Annotated in this window: 17 protein-coding genes and 1 pseudogene; 5 read left to right on the top strand and 13 right to left on the bottom strand. The window is 68.2% G+C overall.

Annotation, left to right across the window (positions count from 1 at the left end):
* Positions 1 to 21: 21 nt before the first annotated feature.
* The 3 genes from O7629_RS33025 to O7629_RS33015 all read right to left on the bottom strand — a co-directional run bounded on the left by O7629_RS33025 (position 22) and on the right by O7629_RS33015 (position 3,173).
* Complete coding sequence (locus tag O7629_RS33025; RefSeq protein WP_278174264.1) at positions 22 to 870, bottom strand: carbohydrate ABC transporter permease; 849 nt, start codon at positions 868 to 870, stop codon at positions 22 to 24.
* On the bottom strand, positions 867 to 1,820 hold the full coding sequence (locus O7629_RS33020) for a sugar ABC transporter permease (RefSeq protein WP_278174809.1): 954 nt from the start codon (positions 1,818 to 1,820) through the stop codon (positions 867 to 869). Before O7629_RS33020 ends, O7629_RS33025 begins: the two co-directional genes overlap by 4 nt.
* Positions 1,821 to 1,898: 78 nt before the next feature.
* A complete protein-coding gene (locus O7629_RS33015) occupies positions 1,899 to 3,173 on the bottom strand; it encodes an ABC transporter substrate-binding protein (RefSeq protein WP_278174262.1) in 1,275 nt (424 codons plus the stop codon).
* A gap of 196 nt (positions 3,174 to 3,369) precedes the next feature.
* Here O7629_RS33015 and O7629_RS33010 point away from each other — a divergent pair, with 196 nt between their 5' ends.
* Positions 3,370 to 4,014 (top strand): LysE family transporter, encoded by a 645-nt coding sequence (locus O7629_RS33010; RefSeq protein ID WP_278174261.1) that lies wholly within the window; start codon positions 3,370 to 3,372, stop codon positions 4,012 to 4,014.
* 213 nt (positions 4,015 to 4,227) lie between these two features.
* Here O7629_RS33010 and O7629_RS33005 read toward each other — a convergent pair whose 3' ends face one another.
* From O7629_RS33005 to O7629_RS32995, 3 genes are all read right to left on the bottom strand, one after another.
* Entirely contained in the window at positions 4,228 to 6,411 is a 2,184-nt protein-coding gene (locus O7629_RS33005) for a hypothetical protein (RefSeq protein WP_278174260.1), read from the bottom strand.
* The gene (locus tag O7629_RS33000; protein WP_278174808.1) at positions 6,408 to 6,671 is read right to left on the bottom strand and encodes a DivIVA domain-containing protein; all 264 of its coding nucleotides are present in this window, start codon (positions 6,669 to 6,671) and stop codon (positions 6,408 to 6,410) included. The genes O7629_RS33005 and O7629_RS33000 overlap by 4 nt, the downstream gene beginning before the upstream one ends.
* A gap of 304 nt (positions 6,672 to 6,975) precedes the next feature.
* Entirely contained in the window at positions 6,976 to 7,176 is a 201-nt protein-coding gene (locus tag O7629_RS32995; protein WP_278174259.1) for a hypothetical protein, read from the bottom strand.
* Positions 7,177 to 7,331: 155 nt separating this feature from the next.
* On the opposite strand from O7629_RS32995, the gene O7629_RS32990 reads away from it, so the two are divergent.
* Together O7629_RS32990 and O7629_RS32985 are read left to right on the top strand one after the other, a co-directional pair.
* The gene (locus tag O7629_RS32990; protein ID WP_233606159.1) at positions 7,332 to 7,505 is read left to right on the top strand and encodes a hypothetical protein; all 174 of its coding nucleotides are present in this window, start codon (positions 7,332 to 7,334) and stop codon (positions 7,503 to 7,505) included.
* A gap of 152 nt (positions 7,506 to 7,657) precedes the next feature.
* Positions 7,658 to 9,019, top strand: a complete 1,362-nt coding sequence (locus O7629_RS32985) for a hypothetical protein (protein WP_278174257.1) — start codon at positions 7,658 to 7,660, stop codon at positions 9,017 to 9,019.
* A 29-nt stretch (positions 9,020 to 9,048) separates the two neighbouring features.
* Here O7629_RS32985 and O7629_RS32980 read toward each other — a convergent pair whose 3' ends face one another.
* From O7629_RS32980 to O7629_RS32970, 3 genes and pseudogenes are all read right to left on the bottom strand, one after another.
* Positions 9,049 to 9,285 (bottom strand): hypothetical protein, encoded by a 237-nt coding sequence (locus O7629_RS32980; RefSeq protein ID WP_278174255.1) that lies wholly within the window; start codon positions 9,283 to 9,285, stop codon positions 9,049 to 9,051.
* Between the two features lie 12 nt (positions 9,286 to 9,297).
* On the bottom strand, positions 9,298 to 9,576 hold the full coding sequence (locus tag O7629_RS32975) for an NUDIX hydrolase (protein ID WP_278174254.1): 279 nt from the start codon (positions 9,574 to 9,576) through the stop codon (positions 9,298 to 9,300).
* 334 nt (positions 9,577 to 9,910) lie between these two features.
* Positions 9,911 to 11,391: pseudogene (locus tag O7629_RS32970) on the bottom strand (IS1634 family transposase).
* A 137-nt stretch (positions 11,392 to 11,528) separates the two neighbouring features.
* Between O7629_RS32970 and O7629_RS32965 the strand changes: the two are divergent.
* Positions 11,529 to 11,672 (top strand): hypothetical protein, encoded by a 144-nt coding sequence (locus O7629_RS32965; RefSeq protein WP_278174256.1) that lies wholly within the window; start codon positions 11,529 to 11,531, stop codon positions 11,670 to 11,672.
* Positions 11,673 to 11,701: 29 nt separating this feature from the next.
* On the opposite strand, the gene O7629_RS32960 is transcribed toward O7629_RS32965, so the two are convergent.
* From O7629_RS32960 to O7629_RS32950, 3 genes are all read right to left on the bottom strand, one after another.
* Complete coding sequence (locus O7629_RS32960; RefSeq protein WP_278174255.1) at positions 11,702 to 11,938, bottom strand: hypothetical protein; 237 nt, start codon at positions 11,936 to 11,938, stop codon at positions 11,702 to 11,704.
* A 12-nt stretch (positions 11,939 to 11,950) separates the two neighbouring features.
* On the bottom strand, positions 11,951 to 12,229 hold the full coding sequence (locus O7629_RS32955; RefSeq protein ID WP_278174254.1) for an NUDIX hydrolase: 279 nt from the start codon (positions 12,227 to 12,229) through the stop codon (positions 11,951 to 11,953).
* Between the two features lie 382 nt (positions 12,230 to 12,611).
* The gene (locus O7629_RS32950) at positions 12,612 to 13,268 is read right to left on the bottom strand and encodes a hypothetical protein (RefSeq protein WP_278174252.1); all 657 of its coding nucleotides are present in this window, start codon (positions 13,266 to 13,268) and stop codon (positions 12,612 to 12,614) included.
* 654 nt (positions 13,269 to 13,922) lie between these two features.
* Between O7629_RS32950 and O7629_RS32945 the strand changes: the two genes are divergently transcribed.
* Positions 13,923 to 14,558: a hypothetical protein gene (locus O7629_RS32945; protein ID WP_278174251.1), complete on the top strand. Its 636-nt coding sequence runs from the start codon at positions 13,923 to 13,925 to the stop codon at positions 14,556 to 14,558.
* Between the two features lie 20 nt (positions 14,559 to 14,578).
* Here O7629_RS32945 and O7629_RS32940 read toward each other — a convergent pair whose 3' ends face one another.
* On the bottom strand, positions 14,579 to 15,595 hold the full coding sequence (locus O7629_RS32940; RefSeq protein WP_278174250.1) for an aldehyde reductase: 1,017 nt from the start codon (positions 15,593 to 15,595) through the stop codon (positions 14,579 to 14,581).
* Between the last annotated feature and the right edge of the window lie 71 nt (positions 15,596 to 15,666).

Genomic DNA, 15,666 nt, shown 5'->3' with positions numbered 1-15,666 from the left:
TAGGGGCGACGCTGGATCTGGTCACCCCTTGAACGCCCCTTCCATGATCCCCTGCACCAGGCGCCGGCCGACGAAGACAAACAACACCAGCACGGGCAAGGTGGCCAGGAACGAGCCGGACATGGCCAGGCCCAGGTCGATGTCCCGGTTGTTCTGCAGTGCCTTGATGGCGATCTGGACGGTGTACCGCTCCGGGGACTTCAGCACGATGAACGGCCACAGGAAGTCGTTCCAGGCGTTGACGAAGCCGAACAGGCCCAGGATCAACGCCGCCGGGCGGACCACCGGGAAAGCGATCCGCCAGAAGATCTGCCAGGTCGTCGCGCCGTCCACCCGGGCGGCGTTCATCAGCTCGTCGTTGACCACGTTGCCGATGTGCTGCCGCATCCAGAAGATGCCGAACGCGCTCACCAGCCCGGGGACGATCAGTGCCTGGAGGGTGTCCACCCAGTTGAAGCGGGACATGATCAGGTACTGCGGTACGACGGCGAGCTGGGTCGGCACCGTCATCGTCAGCACGACGATGAGGAACAACGTGTTGCGGCCCCGGAAGGACAGTTTGGCGAAGGCGAACCCGGCCAGCGCGCAGAGGAACGCCTGACCGACGCCGATCGAGGTGGCCACGACCAGGCTGTTCATCAGCGCCTGCACGAACGGCACGATCTCGAAGACCAGGCTGGCCAGGTGGAAGAAGTTGCCACCGGGCAGCACGTGCGGCGGCAGGCTGTACGCGGTGGCCGAATCGGTGGTGGCCACCACGAACATCCAGTAGAGCGGAAACACGCTGAAGAACACCATGCCGCCGAGCGCCACGTACACGGCCGGGTGGATCCGGTTGGCGCTGCGTCGCCGGTGCGGTGCGGGATTCATGGGCGCTCCGAGCGGATCCGGGTGACCAGGAGGTAGTTGATCGCGGAGATGATCACGACCAGCACGAAGAGCGCGACACCGATGGCCGCGCCGTAGCCGAAGTGGAACCGGCCGAAGGCCTGCTCGTAGAGGAACAGGGTGAGGGTCTGACACTGCCGCGCCGCGCCGCAGGTGAGTCCACCCACCGGGTTGGCCAGCAGCGGCTCGGTGAAGATCTGCAGCCCGCCGATCGTCGAGGTGATGACGGTGAACACGATGATCGGCCGCAGCGAGGGAACGGTGATGTGCCGGAACTGCTTCCAGCCGTTGGCACCGTCCACGGCGGCGGCCTCGTACAGGTCTCGGGGAACCGCCTGCAGTGAGGCGAGGTACAGCAGCGTGTTGTAGCCGGTCCACCGCCAGGCGACCATCACCGCGATCATGAAGTGGCTGCCCCACAGCGACGCGGTGAAGTCGATGTGCTCGAATCCCAGCAGCCCGAGGAGCCAGTTGAGCATGCCGTAGTCGCGGTCGAACAGCTGGGCGAAGACGATGGTCGTCGCGGCCACGGAGGTCACGTAGGGAACCAGCATCGACATCCGGAACAGGGTGGCCGCCCGCAGCCGTACGTGGTTGAGCACGTGCGCCATGCCGAGCGCGATCAGCAGCTGGGGAACCGTCGACAGCACCCAGATGCTGAACGTGTTGCGCAGCGCACCCCAGAACCGGGGGTCGTCGACGAGATCGGAGAAGTTCTTCAGCCCCACGTAGCTGCGTTCGCCGATCGGATTCCAGTCGAACAGGGCGATGTAGAACGTGAACAGCAGCGGGAACAGCCCGAAGATGAAAAAGAGCAGAAAGAACGGCGCGATGTACGCGTAGGGCGCCAGTCGTTCCCGTACGCCCTGCTGGATCTGACGGGACCGGGTCGGCCGGCCGGTGTCCTTGCGGGCCGTGGCCGGGCTGAGCATGGTGGTCACAGCGCTCACCTTCCGCACGTGCGGCGGCCGGCTGGAGGCTCCGGCGGCCGCCGCAGGTCAGTCGTCTGCTCAGCCGCGGAGGGCGTTCCTGACGTTGGTCAACGCGGTGTCCCACGCTTCGTCGGGCTCGACCTGGCCCTGCTCCACGCTGGTGAGCGTGTTGAGCAGCTCGGTGCCGATGGTGGCGTCGTCGGGGCCGATGTAGAACGGCTCGATGTTCACCACTGATTCGGTGTAGATCTGGCCGATCGGCGCGTCGGAGAAGAACGGGTCGGTCTTCGCGAGCAACTGCGGGTCGGTGTAGACCGACGGCGTGGTCGGCAGCGCCCCGTGCTCCAGGAAGTGCGCGAGCTGGCCCTCGGGCGACTGCATCGTGGCGATGTAGTCCCAGGCCGCCGCCGGGTTCTGCGCCCGCGCCGGGATGGCGAGGTAGCTGCCGCCCCAGTTCCCGGAACCACCCGGAATGGTGGCGACGTCCCATTTTCCGGCGCTGTCCGGGGCATTGGTCTTGATCGCGTTGAGCATCCAGGACGGTGCCGACATCACCGCGAAGTCGCCCTTGCTCATGCCGGCGGTCCACGCCGGCGTCCAGGAGGCGATCCGACCGGAGATGCCCGCCTCGTACATCCGCAACGTCAGGTCGAACGCCGCCTTGACCTGTGGATTCTTGTCGTACGACAGTTCGCGGTTCTCGTCGTAGTAGCGTTCCGCGCCCTGGTTGACCGCCTGGAAGAAGATGCTCGTCGGGGTGTTGTCCAGGAACGGCTTGCCGGTAGCCGCGACGTACTGCTCGCCGACCTCCAGGAACGCGTCCCAGGTCGGCCACAGCTCGGAGACCTCGTCCCGGTCGGTGGGCAGGCCGGCGGCGGCGAACAGGTCGGTCCGGTACGCGATCGCCATGCCGCCGACGTCCGTCGGTATTCCGATGACCCTGCCGTCCTCGGTCGTCGACTGGGAGATGACCCAGTCGAGGTAGTCACCGGTCATCTGGTCGGCGCCGAGCGTGGTCAGGTCGACGAAGTTCTCCGGGGCCTGCATGAACTTCGGCATGTTGTCGCCCTGGATCAGCACCAGGTCGGGCACCTTGCCGCCGGCCAGTGCCGCCGTGAGCGCCTGGGCCGTCTCGCTGGTGTCGCCTACCTCGGTGAGCTTGACGTCGATGTCCGGTCGGTCACTGGTGTACGCATCGACGGACGCCTGCTGGTTGATCCCGGTGAACGACCAGAACTCGAAGGTGTTCGGATCGGACGATCCGGACCCGCCCGAACCTGGCGTACAGCCGGCGGTCAGGATCATGGCCGCCGCCGCAGCGACGGCGGTGGCGGTGGTGACGACGCGCTTCAAGCGGCCCTCCATACGGTGGTCGTCGACTGCCGCGGCTTCAGCGATTGTCAGGATCACCCCTACGCGCAAGACATTGACGAACGTTAACATCTCCAGACTGGGAGTGACGGTAGTCAATGCAATGGATGCCGTCAACCGGACGAGGGCGCAAAAAAACTGGTTGTCGCCGGATCCGGCGGGTCGGCATAGTCCTGCCGTGATCGACGCGCTGACCTCCGGACTGCTCGCCGGCTACGGCATCGCGGTCCCGGTCGGCGCGATCGGGGTCCTGATCGTCACCCTTGCCGCGCGGGTGTCGCTGCGCCACGGCGCGGCGGCCGGGCTCGGCGTCGCCACCGCCGACGGGCTGTACGCCCTCGCCGCGGTCGTCGGCGGCGTGACCGTCGCCAGGCTGGTCAGCCCGGCCATCGCCGTCCTGCAGGCGGCCGCCGCCGTGGTGCTCGCCGCGATCGCCGTACGCGGCATCGTCGTCGCGGTCCGGGCGAGCCGCGCGCCGGCCGACGCGACCCGGTCGACACCGGCCAGGTCCCTGATCCGGACGTACGCCACCTTCGTCGGGCTGACCCTGCTCAACCCGATGACGATCGTCTACTTCGCCGCGCTCGTGGTCGGCCACCAGGGCGGAGCGGCAGATTCGACCAGCAGCCTGCTACTCGTCGGGGCGGTGTTCGTCGCAGCGGCGTTCGTTGCCTCGGCCAGTTGGCAAGTCCTGCTGGCATCCGGTGGCGCGCTTCTCGGCCGTACGCTCGCCAGCCCACGCGGCCGGCTGGTGACGGCGCTGGTTGGCAACGGCATCATCGGCCTGCTCGCCATCCGCCTCGCCTGGCAGGCCGTCAGCTGACCGACGGTCAGGGCTCGACGAGGTCGGTCACCGTCTTCGATCTTCATCGAGCAGGTGCGGGTGATGATCGAGACATCGTGCACGCATGCGGTACGGCGGGCTGCAATACCTGGGAAATCGCATGCGGCGATGTGAGGCTGAGATACCGAATGATTGCGGCGTAGGGTATCTCAGCCTCACATCGACGCGGGCTGCTGCCGGCCGTGTGGATCGTCAGGTGGCGGGTGGGCGCAGGCGCAGGGCGGCGACGGCGGCGGGCAGGTCGGCGGCGGTGGCGACCCGGCGGGTGGTCTCGGGACCTTCGCGTACGTGCACCTCACAGTGGGACGCGGCGAGCGAGACGATCACCGTCTCGCCGGCGTAGTACCCCGCGAGCACCGACAGCGACGGCACCAGGTCGTCGGAGTCACCGTCGGCCGCTGGCGTCGGCACGTTCTGCGGTACGGATTGCGGTACGGCGATCGGCGTACCCGGGTCGACCGGGGTCGCCGAGCGGGTGGCGGCGCACACGTACTCGACGGCCTGGGCGAGCGCGTGCCCCAGGGTGGGCCGGTGCGGGTAGGCCCGCAGGCCGATCGCGGCACCGGGCGCGGCGAAGTACGCGCCCCACGACACCCCCTGCATGCGGTACGGCGTACCGGCGTCGTTGCGGTGGTCGGCGACGGTGACGATCAGCGCCAGCCCCAGCCCGTACGCCAACGCGAGCACCCGCGCCAGCGGTGGCGCGTCCGGCTCGGCGGCGTGCAGCAGCACCCGGCCGCCGGGGTGCCCGTTGGCGACGTTCGCCAGGTACGCGGTCAGCGGGTCCTGCCCAGGGTGGTCGAGGGTGACGTAGCCGTACCACAGCTCCTGCACCAGCAGGATCTCGTACTCGTCGAGCGGCGCGAGCTGGTCCGGGCCGATCGGCTGGCCGCGTACCGTCAAATCGCCGACGTGGAACGGGAGCCGGAACTGCGGCGGCACCTGGTGGATGGGTTTGCCGCCCGGCTGGCTGCCGATCTGCGACAGCTCGGCGGTGGCTTCGTCGGGCAGTGCCCAGTTCAGGTGGCGGGCCCAGTGCTGCCCGTCGGTGACGGTGACGACCGCACCGTGCCGGATGCGCAGCGTGTCGCCGCAGCTGAAGCAACGGCTGAGGCCGGCGGCGTACCGGCCGCTGCGCCCGGCACCGCCGCAGTGGCGGCACTCCGGGTCGGCGGCGGGCGCGCCGACGGTGCAGACGCAGCGGCGCAACCCCTGCTCCGGTACGCAGTACGGGCAGGGTTCGGACGGGATCGCCGGCCCCTGCCAGCTGGGCGGCGGCGGTTGCCACGAGCGGGCGAGCTTGTCGACCGTACGCCGGGAGATCTGTCCGGTGGTGCGTTCGGTGAGTTCCTCGACGACGGCGACCACCCGCAGGCTGGTGTGCCACCAGCGGCCGTCGCGCCAGATGGCCTGCGCGCCGGGGGTGGCCTCACCGGTGCCGAGTGCGGTGCAGTCGGCGATCATGCGGCGTTCGAGCTGGTCCAGGTCGAGTTTCGGCGGCCCGATCGGCGGGCCGGGTCGGCCGGGGCGCAGGTAGTGGGCGGGTACGTCGACACCACGGTCGCCGATCCCGGTGGCGAGGCGGGTCGCGTCGGCGGCGACGATCGCCGCGTCGAGGCTCTCGGTGCTGCCGACGCCGCTGGCGAACGCGTCGCCGACTCCGGTGTCGGGCAGTTCGAGGCGCAACTGCCAGCCGTAGCGGTCGTCGCCGTACGGGTCGGGCCGGGTTTCGACGACCAGGTCGAGGCAGAGCAGTTCGGCGAGGGCGCAGAGTCGGCCGAGGTGGCGGGCCGGGTCGGGGCGGTCCGGCGGGGCGGTCCGGCCCAGCCAGAGCTGCCACGGGTGGTACGTGTAGTTGGCGATCGCCACCGCTTCCAGGGCGTGCCGCCGTGCCTGCGGCAGGTCGGGTCGCCAGTCGCGGGGCAGCACCAGCCCGCCGACGAGAAGTTCCCGTTCGGGTGCAGCAGCCGGGTCGTAGAGGTGGTCGGCGCCGACCCGGTCGGCCAGTTCGGTGACGACGGCGTCGAGGTCGAGCCACCAGCGGCCGGCGCGGTGCACCGGGTCGAGCGCGCCGGGCACGATGTTGACGGAGGCGACGGCGGCGGTGTCGGCGTTGGCGACGGTGTAGACGAGTTGGGCGCGGCGGCGGCCGAGCCCGGCGCAGCGGTCGCAGGTCACGCAGTTCGTGCCAGTGCCGAGACAGACCTGACAGTCGCGGTACGCCGCCCCGCCCGGGGTGCCGACGGTCAACTGGTCGTCGTCGACGATCAGCTGGTCGCCGTACCAGGTGCAGCTGCACCGGTGGGAGGTGACGCCACCGCCGTCGCAGGTGGTGCAGTCGACGACGGTGACGCCGGGGTTATCGGGCTCGGTCACCGGACGGCGGCCTGGTTGATCGCGGCCTGGTTCATCGCGGCCTGGGTGGACTGCCAGCGGCGCAGCGCGTCCTTGATCCGGTTGTTCTGCTCCCAGGTGCGGTCGAGTTCGGCGTAGAGGACACCGAGGTCGTAGGCGACGCGGTCGAGGAACGCGCCGACTTCGACCGGGTCGAGGCCGCGGGCCGTGACGCCGACCGGGCGGAACCGTTGGTTGCGCACCTGCCAGGGCCGGATCGGCCGGTACGCCGCCGAGCGCATGTTGGTGCCGGGCACCCGGTGGACGCCGGGGTCGCCGCCGGCCGGCCAACGGCTGGGCGGGGTGGACGCCATCCGCCGGCGTCCCCAGCGGACCCGCATCCGTTGCCACATCCTTCGCATCATCAGTGCTCCTCCCCTGTGTGGTGCGGTGATTGCTTTGGTGGTGTGCGTGGTGGATGGGGGTGGCCCTGCCCCTTGCCGACTCGGGCGGGGCCACCCCCGCCCCGATCACCGCAGCCCTCCTTGGCGGTACGGCGACCGGGGCAGACCTTGGTCCCGCTTGCGTGAGCTGCGGAAATCCGGATCAGGCGCAGTCGCCGAGGTCGGGGTGCGCGCTGCCCGGCCCGGTCGCGCTCCGGGCAGCGGTACGGGGCCGGACGTCGGCGTCACCGCGCCGGGCGTCGGGCATGAGCACCGGCGGCGGTACGTCGACCGGCACCTGCCGAAGGCCGGTTCCCGGGTCGTCCCAGTCCGACCCACACGACCGCCAACGGTCGTCATCCATCTGCGTCATGATCGATTCCCCTCCAATCAGTTGGCGGTTCTCGTTCGTGGATTCAGCGTAGAATTCGATGTTCGTCTAGGCAGATGCAAGGGCCGTCAAGTTGACAGGGTTGACACTCGTCAAGTCCTTAGCTTCTCCGCATGCGGTTGGCTGGGATGACAGAAATTCAGCAGATGCTCGGCGGCATTTCCCGCCAACGAGCCTCCGAGATCGTCAAGAGGTCCACCTTCCCCGCACCTCTGGACTCCTTGAACGCAGGGCGGATCTGGTCCCGCGAGGCGGTCGCCGAGTGGATCAAGGAGCACCGCCCTTCCCAACTCGACGATTGACAATCCGTTTGTCACTCAGAGAGATAACCGCAGCGCAGCCATCGCCAGCACCATGTGAATCCCCATGTGAAGTTCGAGTTCTCGTGCGGCCATGTTCATCTGCATGTGTGAGCGGGTAGCGTTCGCGGTAGTCACATGGGGAGGTGTGCTCTGTGAACGGATCCAACGATGCTCTGGCCTCATTGATCACCGAGGCCGGCTACTCGTGGGCCGGGCTGGCCCGGCGGGTCAACGACCTCGGGGCGGACGAAGGGCTCGCCCTGCGCTACGACTACACGGCGGTGCACCGTTGGGTAAAGCGCGGCGAACGTCCGCGACCGCCGGTGCCGACGCTGCTGGCACGGGCGCTCAGTGAACGTCTGCGTCGCCGGATCACCCCGGCAGACTTCGGCATGACCGACGAGGAAACCCTTGCCGCTCGCGGCCTGCAGTACGCCGACCATCCGCGTACCACAGTCGACACGATCATCGACCTCGGCAAGGCTGACGTCGCGCGCCGCAACATCGTCAAAGCCCCGTTCGTACTCGCCGCGCTCGGGGCACCGAGCCGGGACTGGCTGCTCGCCACCCTCGACGAAACATCGACGGAGCGCGGCCCCCGGCAGATCGGGATGCGGCAGGTGGCCGGCATCCGGGAGATGTTCGCCCTCTTCCAGGAGCTGGACGTGATGCGCGGCGGCGGCCACGCCCGCACCGCCCTCGTCGAGTACATGCAGAGCTACGTACTGCCGCTGCTCAGGCGCGAGCACGAGCCGGACGTGCAGCAGGCGCTCTACGAGGCAGCAGCCGAGCAGTCGTACCTCGTCGGCTGGATGGCGTACGACGACGGCGAACACGGGCTCGCCCAGCGCTACCTCATCCAGGCGCTCCGGCTGGCCCAGGCCGCCAACCACGCCGCACTCGGCGCGCACGTCCTCGCCGGCATGTCCGACCAGGCCAACCTGCTCGGCCACCCGCGCGAAGCACTGATGCTCGCCCGCGCCGGCCGACGCGGCCTCGCCGACGGCGACTCCCCCGCCTGCCTCGCCGACCTGCACGTCCTCGAAGCCCGCGCCCTGGCCGCACTCGGCGAATCAGCACCGGCGGCCGCCGCCGTAGCCAAGGCCGAACACACCTTCGCCCAGGTCGACCACGACGACGAACCCGTCTGGGCCAGATTCATCGACACCCCATACCTGTACGGCGAAGCCGCCCACTGCTTCCGCGACCTCCGACAGCCCGACGACACCGAACGCTTCGCCACCGCATCCGCCGAAGCCGCACGCCAGCAGGGCCGCGCCCGCCGCGCCGCCCTCAGCCACGCCGCCCTCGCCACCGCCGACCTCGACCGCGCAGACGTCGAAGCCGCCGCCACCCGCGCCGCTCATGTCGTCGAGCTGGCAGCCACCGTCAACTCGTCCCGCACCCTGGAGACCGTCAAGGACCTCCAACATCGCATGAAGCCGTACGCCAGCCTCCCCGAGGTACGCCACTTCACCACCCGCGCCACCGAACTCCTCGGCCTCGCCGCCTGACGAAAACGCCTGTCGCAGCCCTCAGCGGTTCAGCCCTCTGGCAGGCCGAACGCCAGCACGTGCAGCAGTCCGACGATCGATCCGGAACCCAGGATCTCGTTCCGGTCGAGGAGCCGCCGGACTCCGGCGAGCGGCGCCCATGCGACCTCGCCGGCCTCGTCGGACGTGACGGGCCGACTGATATACGTCGCACCTCGGGCGTAGTAGACGTCGTGCGGCGAGTCGACCATGCCGACCATCGGCTGGTACGAGATCAGTCGACGCATCGCGTTCGGCCGTCAGCCGGTCTCCTCTTCGACCTCCCGCGCTACGGCTGTCTCCGGGCTCTCGCCCTCGTCGACGATCCCGCCGGGCAGCTCCCACCCCCACTGGTCCGGCACGAACCGGTGCCGCCACAGCATCAACACCTGGTCCCGATCGTTGACGACAACGCCGATAGCCGCACGAAACAGCCGCACGACATGGTGCTCGAACCGCCCGCCGCCGGGCGGCTGGACATCGACCAGGTCGAGACTGACCCACGGCCGCCGCTCGTACACGGTCCGTCGTCCAAACACGTGCCAGCGATGGGCGTCGGCCTGCTCAGGACTGCGGTCGCCGCCAGTCCGGCCCAGCAACGGCCGTTCGTCACCCGTCGCCTACCCATGCCGGCCAGCCTATCCATACAGCCCGAGAGAAGTGCTGCCCTCTCAGCCGCACCGCCCGGGCTGCCGCCGACTCGACCGCCGGCTCGGGTTCCTCCGAGGAATCCCATGGCGCTTCCGGAGACCTGATGCCACAGGTGCATCTTGATGCACCTGTGGCATCAGACTCAACCAGTAGGCATTGCGTACACGGGATAGAGGCGCACGTCGCCGGCCCACCCCGGAGACTAACCCGAGTCTTATCAAATTAGTGCGCACCTGGGTGGGCGTGGATGGTCTTGAGGGCGTGGCGGAGGTCGTCGGGTAGGGGGTCGGCTGCGGTGAGGGTGTGGTCGCCGGCCTGGATGCGGATGGTGCGGTAGCGGCGGGCGGTCCGGACGAACTTCCTGATCGACCAGCCGGTGCGGTCCTCGATCCATCTGGCGACGGCCAGGGCGGCGAACACGATCGTCAGGTGCGCCTCGATGGACTCGCGTTTGTGGTGGTAGATCGGCCGGGCAGCGAGGTCGTGCTTGGACATCCGGAACGACTTCTCGATCTGGAACAGCCGGTGGTAGGCGTCGATCACGAACCCAGCGGTGACCGGTGCCCCGTCAGGGCTGGTCGTGAGGTTGGTGGCATAGCCTTTCAGCCCGGCCAGGGCGCGGGCCTTCGCCTCCAGGGTCCGGTTGACGGTCCTGGTCTCCCCGGCCAGGTGGATGAACCGGTTGCGTTTCACCGGGGCCTTGCCCGCCACCGCCTTGACGGCCTTCGCGACCTGCTCGTCGATGCCGCGCAGGGTGCGTCGGGCCCGGTCCGCCTTGTACTGGTAGTAGATGACCTGGTCGCGGCGTCGGTCGCCGGGGCCGGCGGGCCACGGCTGGCAGAACACGTGCCCGTCACCGATCTCCTGGCCGGGGTGCTCACGCCGCCACTCGGACACCACGTAGGGAACCTCGGCGATACGGGCGCCGAGGATGAACGACAACCCGGCGTCCTCGATCGCGCGCTGGTTCGCCGCCGAGATCATCCCCGCGTCGGCCACGACCGTGACATCGGGCAGCCGGTGCGCGTCCATGAACGACCGGATGGTCGGCACCATCGTCAACGTCTCGGCCTTGTTGCCCTCGAACGCCTCGACCATCAGCGGGAACCCGCCCGCGTCGGTCAGCAGCCCGATCGTGATCTGCGGTTCGAGGCGGCGTTCCTTGGAGAACCCGGACTCGCGGAACCCGTCACCGGTGTCGGTCTCGAAGTACAGGGTCGACACGTCGTACAGCACCAACGACGCCGGTCCCAGCCGGGCGTGCGCCGCGCACGCCGCCGACAGGCGTTGACGCCAGCCGGCCTTGGCGTACTGCGGCAGGCGGCGGTTCACCGTCGGATACGACACCGCGTCGACGCCGACCTCGTCCAGGACCCGCAGGCTGTCCTGCTTACTGGTCGGCTCGATGATCCGGGCCAGGACCAGCTGCCGGAACACCTCGTCACCGCCGGTCGCCTCGGCGAACCCGAGCTGGTCGTAGCCGCGGCACAACGCGTCCCACAGGTGCCCATCCGCGAACTCGTGATCTCCAACGGACCGCCCGCGTCCGAACTGTCGTCCAGCCCCAGGTCGAGCTCGCCCTGACCCGCCGCCAACCGCTGCCGCGCGACCGACTTCAACACCGCGAGCTGCGTCTCGTCGTGCGCCGACCCGATGTGCTCGATATCGCGTGACCCCCGCCGCGAGGAGTGCACGATCTGCACGGCCCTCGCACCCGAAGCCGTCTTCACAGTCCGGACGTACGGCGACACACCCGACAGCCTAGACGCCACGGTTTAGTGCACATCCACCACACCAAAACCCCAGGTCAGCGAACTACGGTCCGCCAAAACCCAGCCCCGTGATAAGAGTCAGGACCGTCAACTCGTCCCGCACCCTGGAGACCGTCAAGGACCTCCAACATCGCATGAAGCCGTACGCCAGCCTCCCCGAGGTACGCCACTTCACCACCCGCGCCACCGAACTCCTCGGCCTCGCCGCCTGACGAAAACGCCTGTCGCAGCCCTCAGCGGTTCAGCCCTCTGGCAGGCCGAACGCCAGCACGTGCAGCAGTCCGACGATCGATCCGGAACCCAGGATCTCGTTCCGGTCGAGGAGCCGCCGGACTCCGGCGAGCGGCGCCCATGCGACCTCGCCGGCCTCGTCGGACGTGACGGGCCGACTGATATACGTCGCACCTCGGGCGTAGTAGACGTCGTGCGGCGAGTCGACCATGCCGACCATCGGCTGGTACGAGATCAGTCGACGCATCGCGTTCGGCCGTCAGCCGGTCTCCTCTTCGACCTCCCGCGCTACGGCTGTCTCCGGGCTCTCGCCCTCGTCGACGATCCCGCCGGGCAGCTCCCACCCCCACTGGTCCGGCACGAACCGGTGCCGCCACAGCATCAACACCTGGTCCCGATCGTTGACGACAACGCCGATAGCCGCACGAAACAGCCGCACGACATGGTGCTCGAACCGCCCGCCGCCGGGCGGCTGGACATCGACCAGGTCGAGACTGACCCACGGCCGCCGCTCGTACACGGTCCGTCGTCCAAACACGTGCCAGCGATGGGCGTCGGCCTGCTCAGGACTGCGGTCGCCGCCAGTCCGGCCCAGCAACGGCCGTTCGTCACCCGTCGCCTACCCATGCCGGCCAGCCTATCCATACAGCCCGAGAGAAGTGCTGCCCTCTCAGCCGCACCGCCCGGGCTGCCGCCGACTCGACCGCCGGCTCGGGTTCCTCCGAGGAATCCCATGGCGCTTCCGGAGACCTGATGCCACAGGTGCATCTTGATGCACCTGTGGCATCAGACTCAACCAGTAGGCATTGCGTACACGGGATAGAGGCGCACGTCGCCGGCCCACCCCGGAGACTAATGACAGCCGCGTCCCGCGACACCCTTGATGACGATCGATCCCGGCGCAGGAGTATCGTCGCCCTCTACTGCAGAGCCCTGACTTCGTCTCCATCACGCCACCGATTCTTGGAATCCGGACTTTCTTTGGGATCCGACCCGTCGCGCGAATCATTGACAACCTCACTGACCCGCTTGTCGAGAAGTCTGGTGACCGAGTATTGGGCGCCCCCGAAAGCGGCGCTCCAGCCAAGGATCTGTGCCCCTGTGTCGAGCTGCGTCAGCCCAGGAACAAACTCTCCCCGAACAAATATTATCCCGATAAAAGCGGATAGTGCACCAACCGGCAGCTTGAGAACAGTCGAGGCGAGCGACAAGTCGTAGGGCACTGCCGACTCGCGGATTTTGGCTAGCATTGCAATACCCACAAGAACGGCACCCATGAAGCCGTACACCAGAACCAAAAGGACGTCGATACGGTCCGGCTCAGTCTGTGGATCGTCCGCTGGGACTTGACGCTCGGGGCCCTGTCCCGTCGTCGCCCTGTCATGCGGACAGACCAGATCGTCCGGATAGCCGAAGCAGAGACTGAGCGTTTCCGGGGCACAGGCACCCCAAATGGCAAGCGCGACAACGGTGGCCGTAGTCAACATTGTCGCGGACCACATCGCATTCCGCAGCCTCCGGATACGTGAGTAATACTTGTTCATCGCCAAATGAACGCCGACCAGGGCGGCCTTCATGGCGCACCGGAGCTCCTCCGGTTGGCTTCCCCCTACCAGCCACCGCCCACATCGAGAGGATTGCCGCCGTAGCTCGACGACACGACAGTCGTCCGCCTTCAGACGACCTTTGGCCAACTCCAGGACGGACGGCAGCCAGCCCTGTAGATCCTTTGTATCGAGCATCTCCAGAATCAACAACTCGGCGGCCTGGATACTGAGCCATGCACACTCCATCGTTCCGTTGAGAATTCCACGACGCCGGGCCGCACTCCGGGCCTTTCTGAGAGACTCACATACGCTATGGAGTGACGCTCGCCTCATGTCGGCACAGTCCCTGACACGGATAAGTGCGGCCATGCTTTCGAGATAGTCAGCGCGCGCTAGAACGTTCTGACGCCATGTGGCACCAAAGAGGAATCCACGCAGCGGTGGCCCCTCCGCCACTCTCGGCGGTTGGGGACACTCCCGCCTTCTCGCCCTCGATGCCATGATGCGACGGTATGCGCTCAGGAGGTATGTCCGGACGACGTTCTCCAAACCCTGTGACGCATGCGCCCGATGGTGTCCCTAAAGTCTCTCTCCCGTAGCCCCTGGCTCTTCTGGGAGGCGGAAAACGGCTGCCAAGAGAACCGGTAGTGGCTTATGGTGCGGGTGATGTGATTAGCTTCCACTGTGACACGACGGCGAATGCTGGCTCTCGGCACGATAGCCGTAGTCATCGTGGTCACCCTGACCGGGTGGCGGTGGTGGCACCATCGGTCGCCGTACGGGCCGGAGATCCTGAAGCCGACCGCGACGCTGCGGCTGGTCGACCAAGCGACCGCGGACGCCGCCTTCGACGGTCAACAGCTGGTAGTTCCCTCCGACGGCGCCCAGGTCCTCCTCGGCCAGGTCAGGTGGACGCCGCCACCGCAGCCGAAACCCGGCGCGATGCTAATCATCGCGGTGATCGACAAACGGACCCGCACCCTGCCCGGGATCATCTCCACCAGGTCGAATCGACCGGACCAGGTCGGATCAGGCTCCGACGGCGTACTCAACGCTGTTGAAGAGCGCTATCCCTGGCTGCAGGGCGTCGGTGACCGCGAGATCAACGGCGGCTTCTATACCTCCGGCAGCGTCGTCGTGGTCACGTCGGTCGACGCCACCCCCGTCACGTACTCCTTCGTCCTGCACCCGGCACATCCCCAGACGCCACCCGAGTTCGCGATCGCGTCCGCTCCCGCCGCCGTCGACGACCTGATGGTCGCTCTGATCAGCGTCGGCCCCGACCGGCAGATCTACTGGGCCGAGCGGCTACTGAACTGACCCGGTCAGCGGGCAGCCGTTCAGCGTTGGATCAGGCTGTTCGCCATGTCGATGACGGCTTCCTCAGCCGGCCGGGGCTGCCAGCCCAACATCCGACGAGCCTTCTCGCTCGACGCCTCGCGTACCGCCCCGAGCTCAGGCAACACGAACGCGATCCGCGGGCTGAACCTGGCGGCGAGACGCACCGCCCAGTCCGGCAGCACCCGCGTCGACACCCGGTCAGCCTCGTCACCGAGCCGGGTACGCAGCAACACCGCAATGTCCCGCATCGACATGGTGCCGGCGCTGGCCAGGAACCGCTCCCCGGCCGCCGCCGGATCGGTCATCGCCCGTACGTGTAGGTCTGCGACGTCCCGTACGTCGACCACACCGATGTGGATCCGGGCCAGGACGGGCTGGCGTCCGGTCAGCATCCGGTCGATCTGTTCTGACCACAGGGACTTGTCCGGTCCGAGGGCCGGACCGAAGATGCCGACCGGGTTCACCACCACCAACTCCATGCCTTGGCCGTCCTTACGCACGAAGTCCCAGGCGGCGCGTTCGGCGAGCAGCTTCGACTTCGCGTACGCGGAGACCCGCCCCTGTTCCGGATCGGTCCAGTCCTGTTCGGTGAACAGCCGCTTGTCTGCCGGGTGACCGTGCTTTACCGTCGCGATCGACGACGTCAGCACCGTACGTTTCACCCCGGCCGTACGTGCCGCGCCCAGCACCCGCAGCACCCCGTCGCGTGCCGGCGCGATGAGTTCGTTCTCGTCGCGGGGCTCGGCCAGCGGCACCGGAGAGGCGACGTGGAGTACGTAGTCGCATCCGGCCACCGCCTCGGCCCAGCCGTCGTCGGCAGTCAGGTCGGCCACGGCGAAGCTGAGCGCGTCACCCGGTTCCGCTCCCCCCGTCTGCAGCATCGTGCGTACGTCGGCGGCACGACCCGCCGAACGCACCGTGGTACGCACCCGGTACCCCTGCAGCAGCAGTCGTACGACGCAGTGCGCCCCGACGAAGCCGGAGCCTCCTGTCACCAGCACCTGCTCACCACTCATCGCCGACTCCCGACACCACTCGCACTGTGAACGGGCAACGCACCCCGCCCCGGACTGCGCCGAAAGTACCG

The organism is Solwaraspora sp. WMMD792, assembly GCF_029626105.1.
Classification (GTDB): domain Bacteria; phylum Actinomycetota; class Actinomycetes; order Mycobacteriales; family Micromonosporaceae; genus Micromonospora_E.
This window is presented reverse-complemented; position numbering and strand designations above follow the sequence as displayed.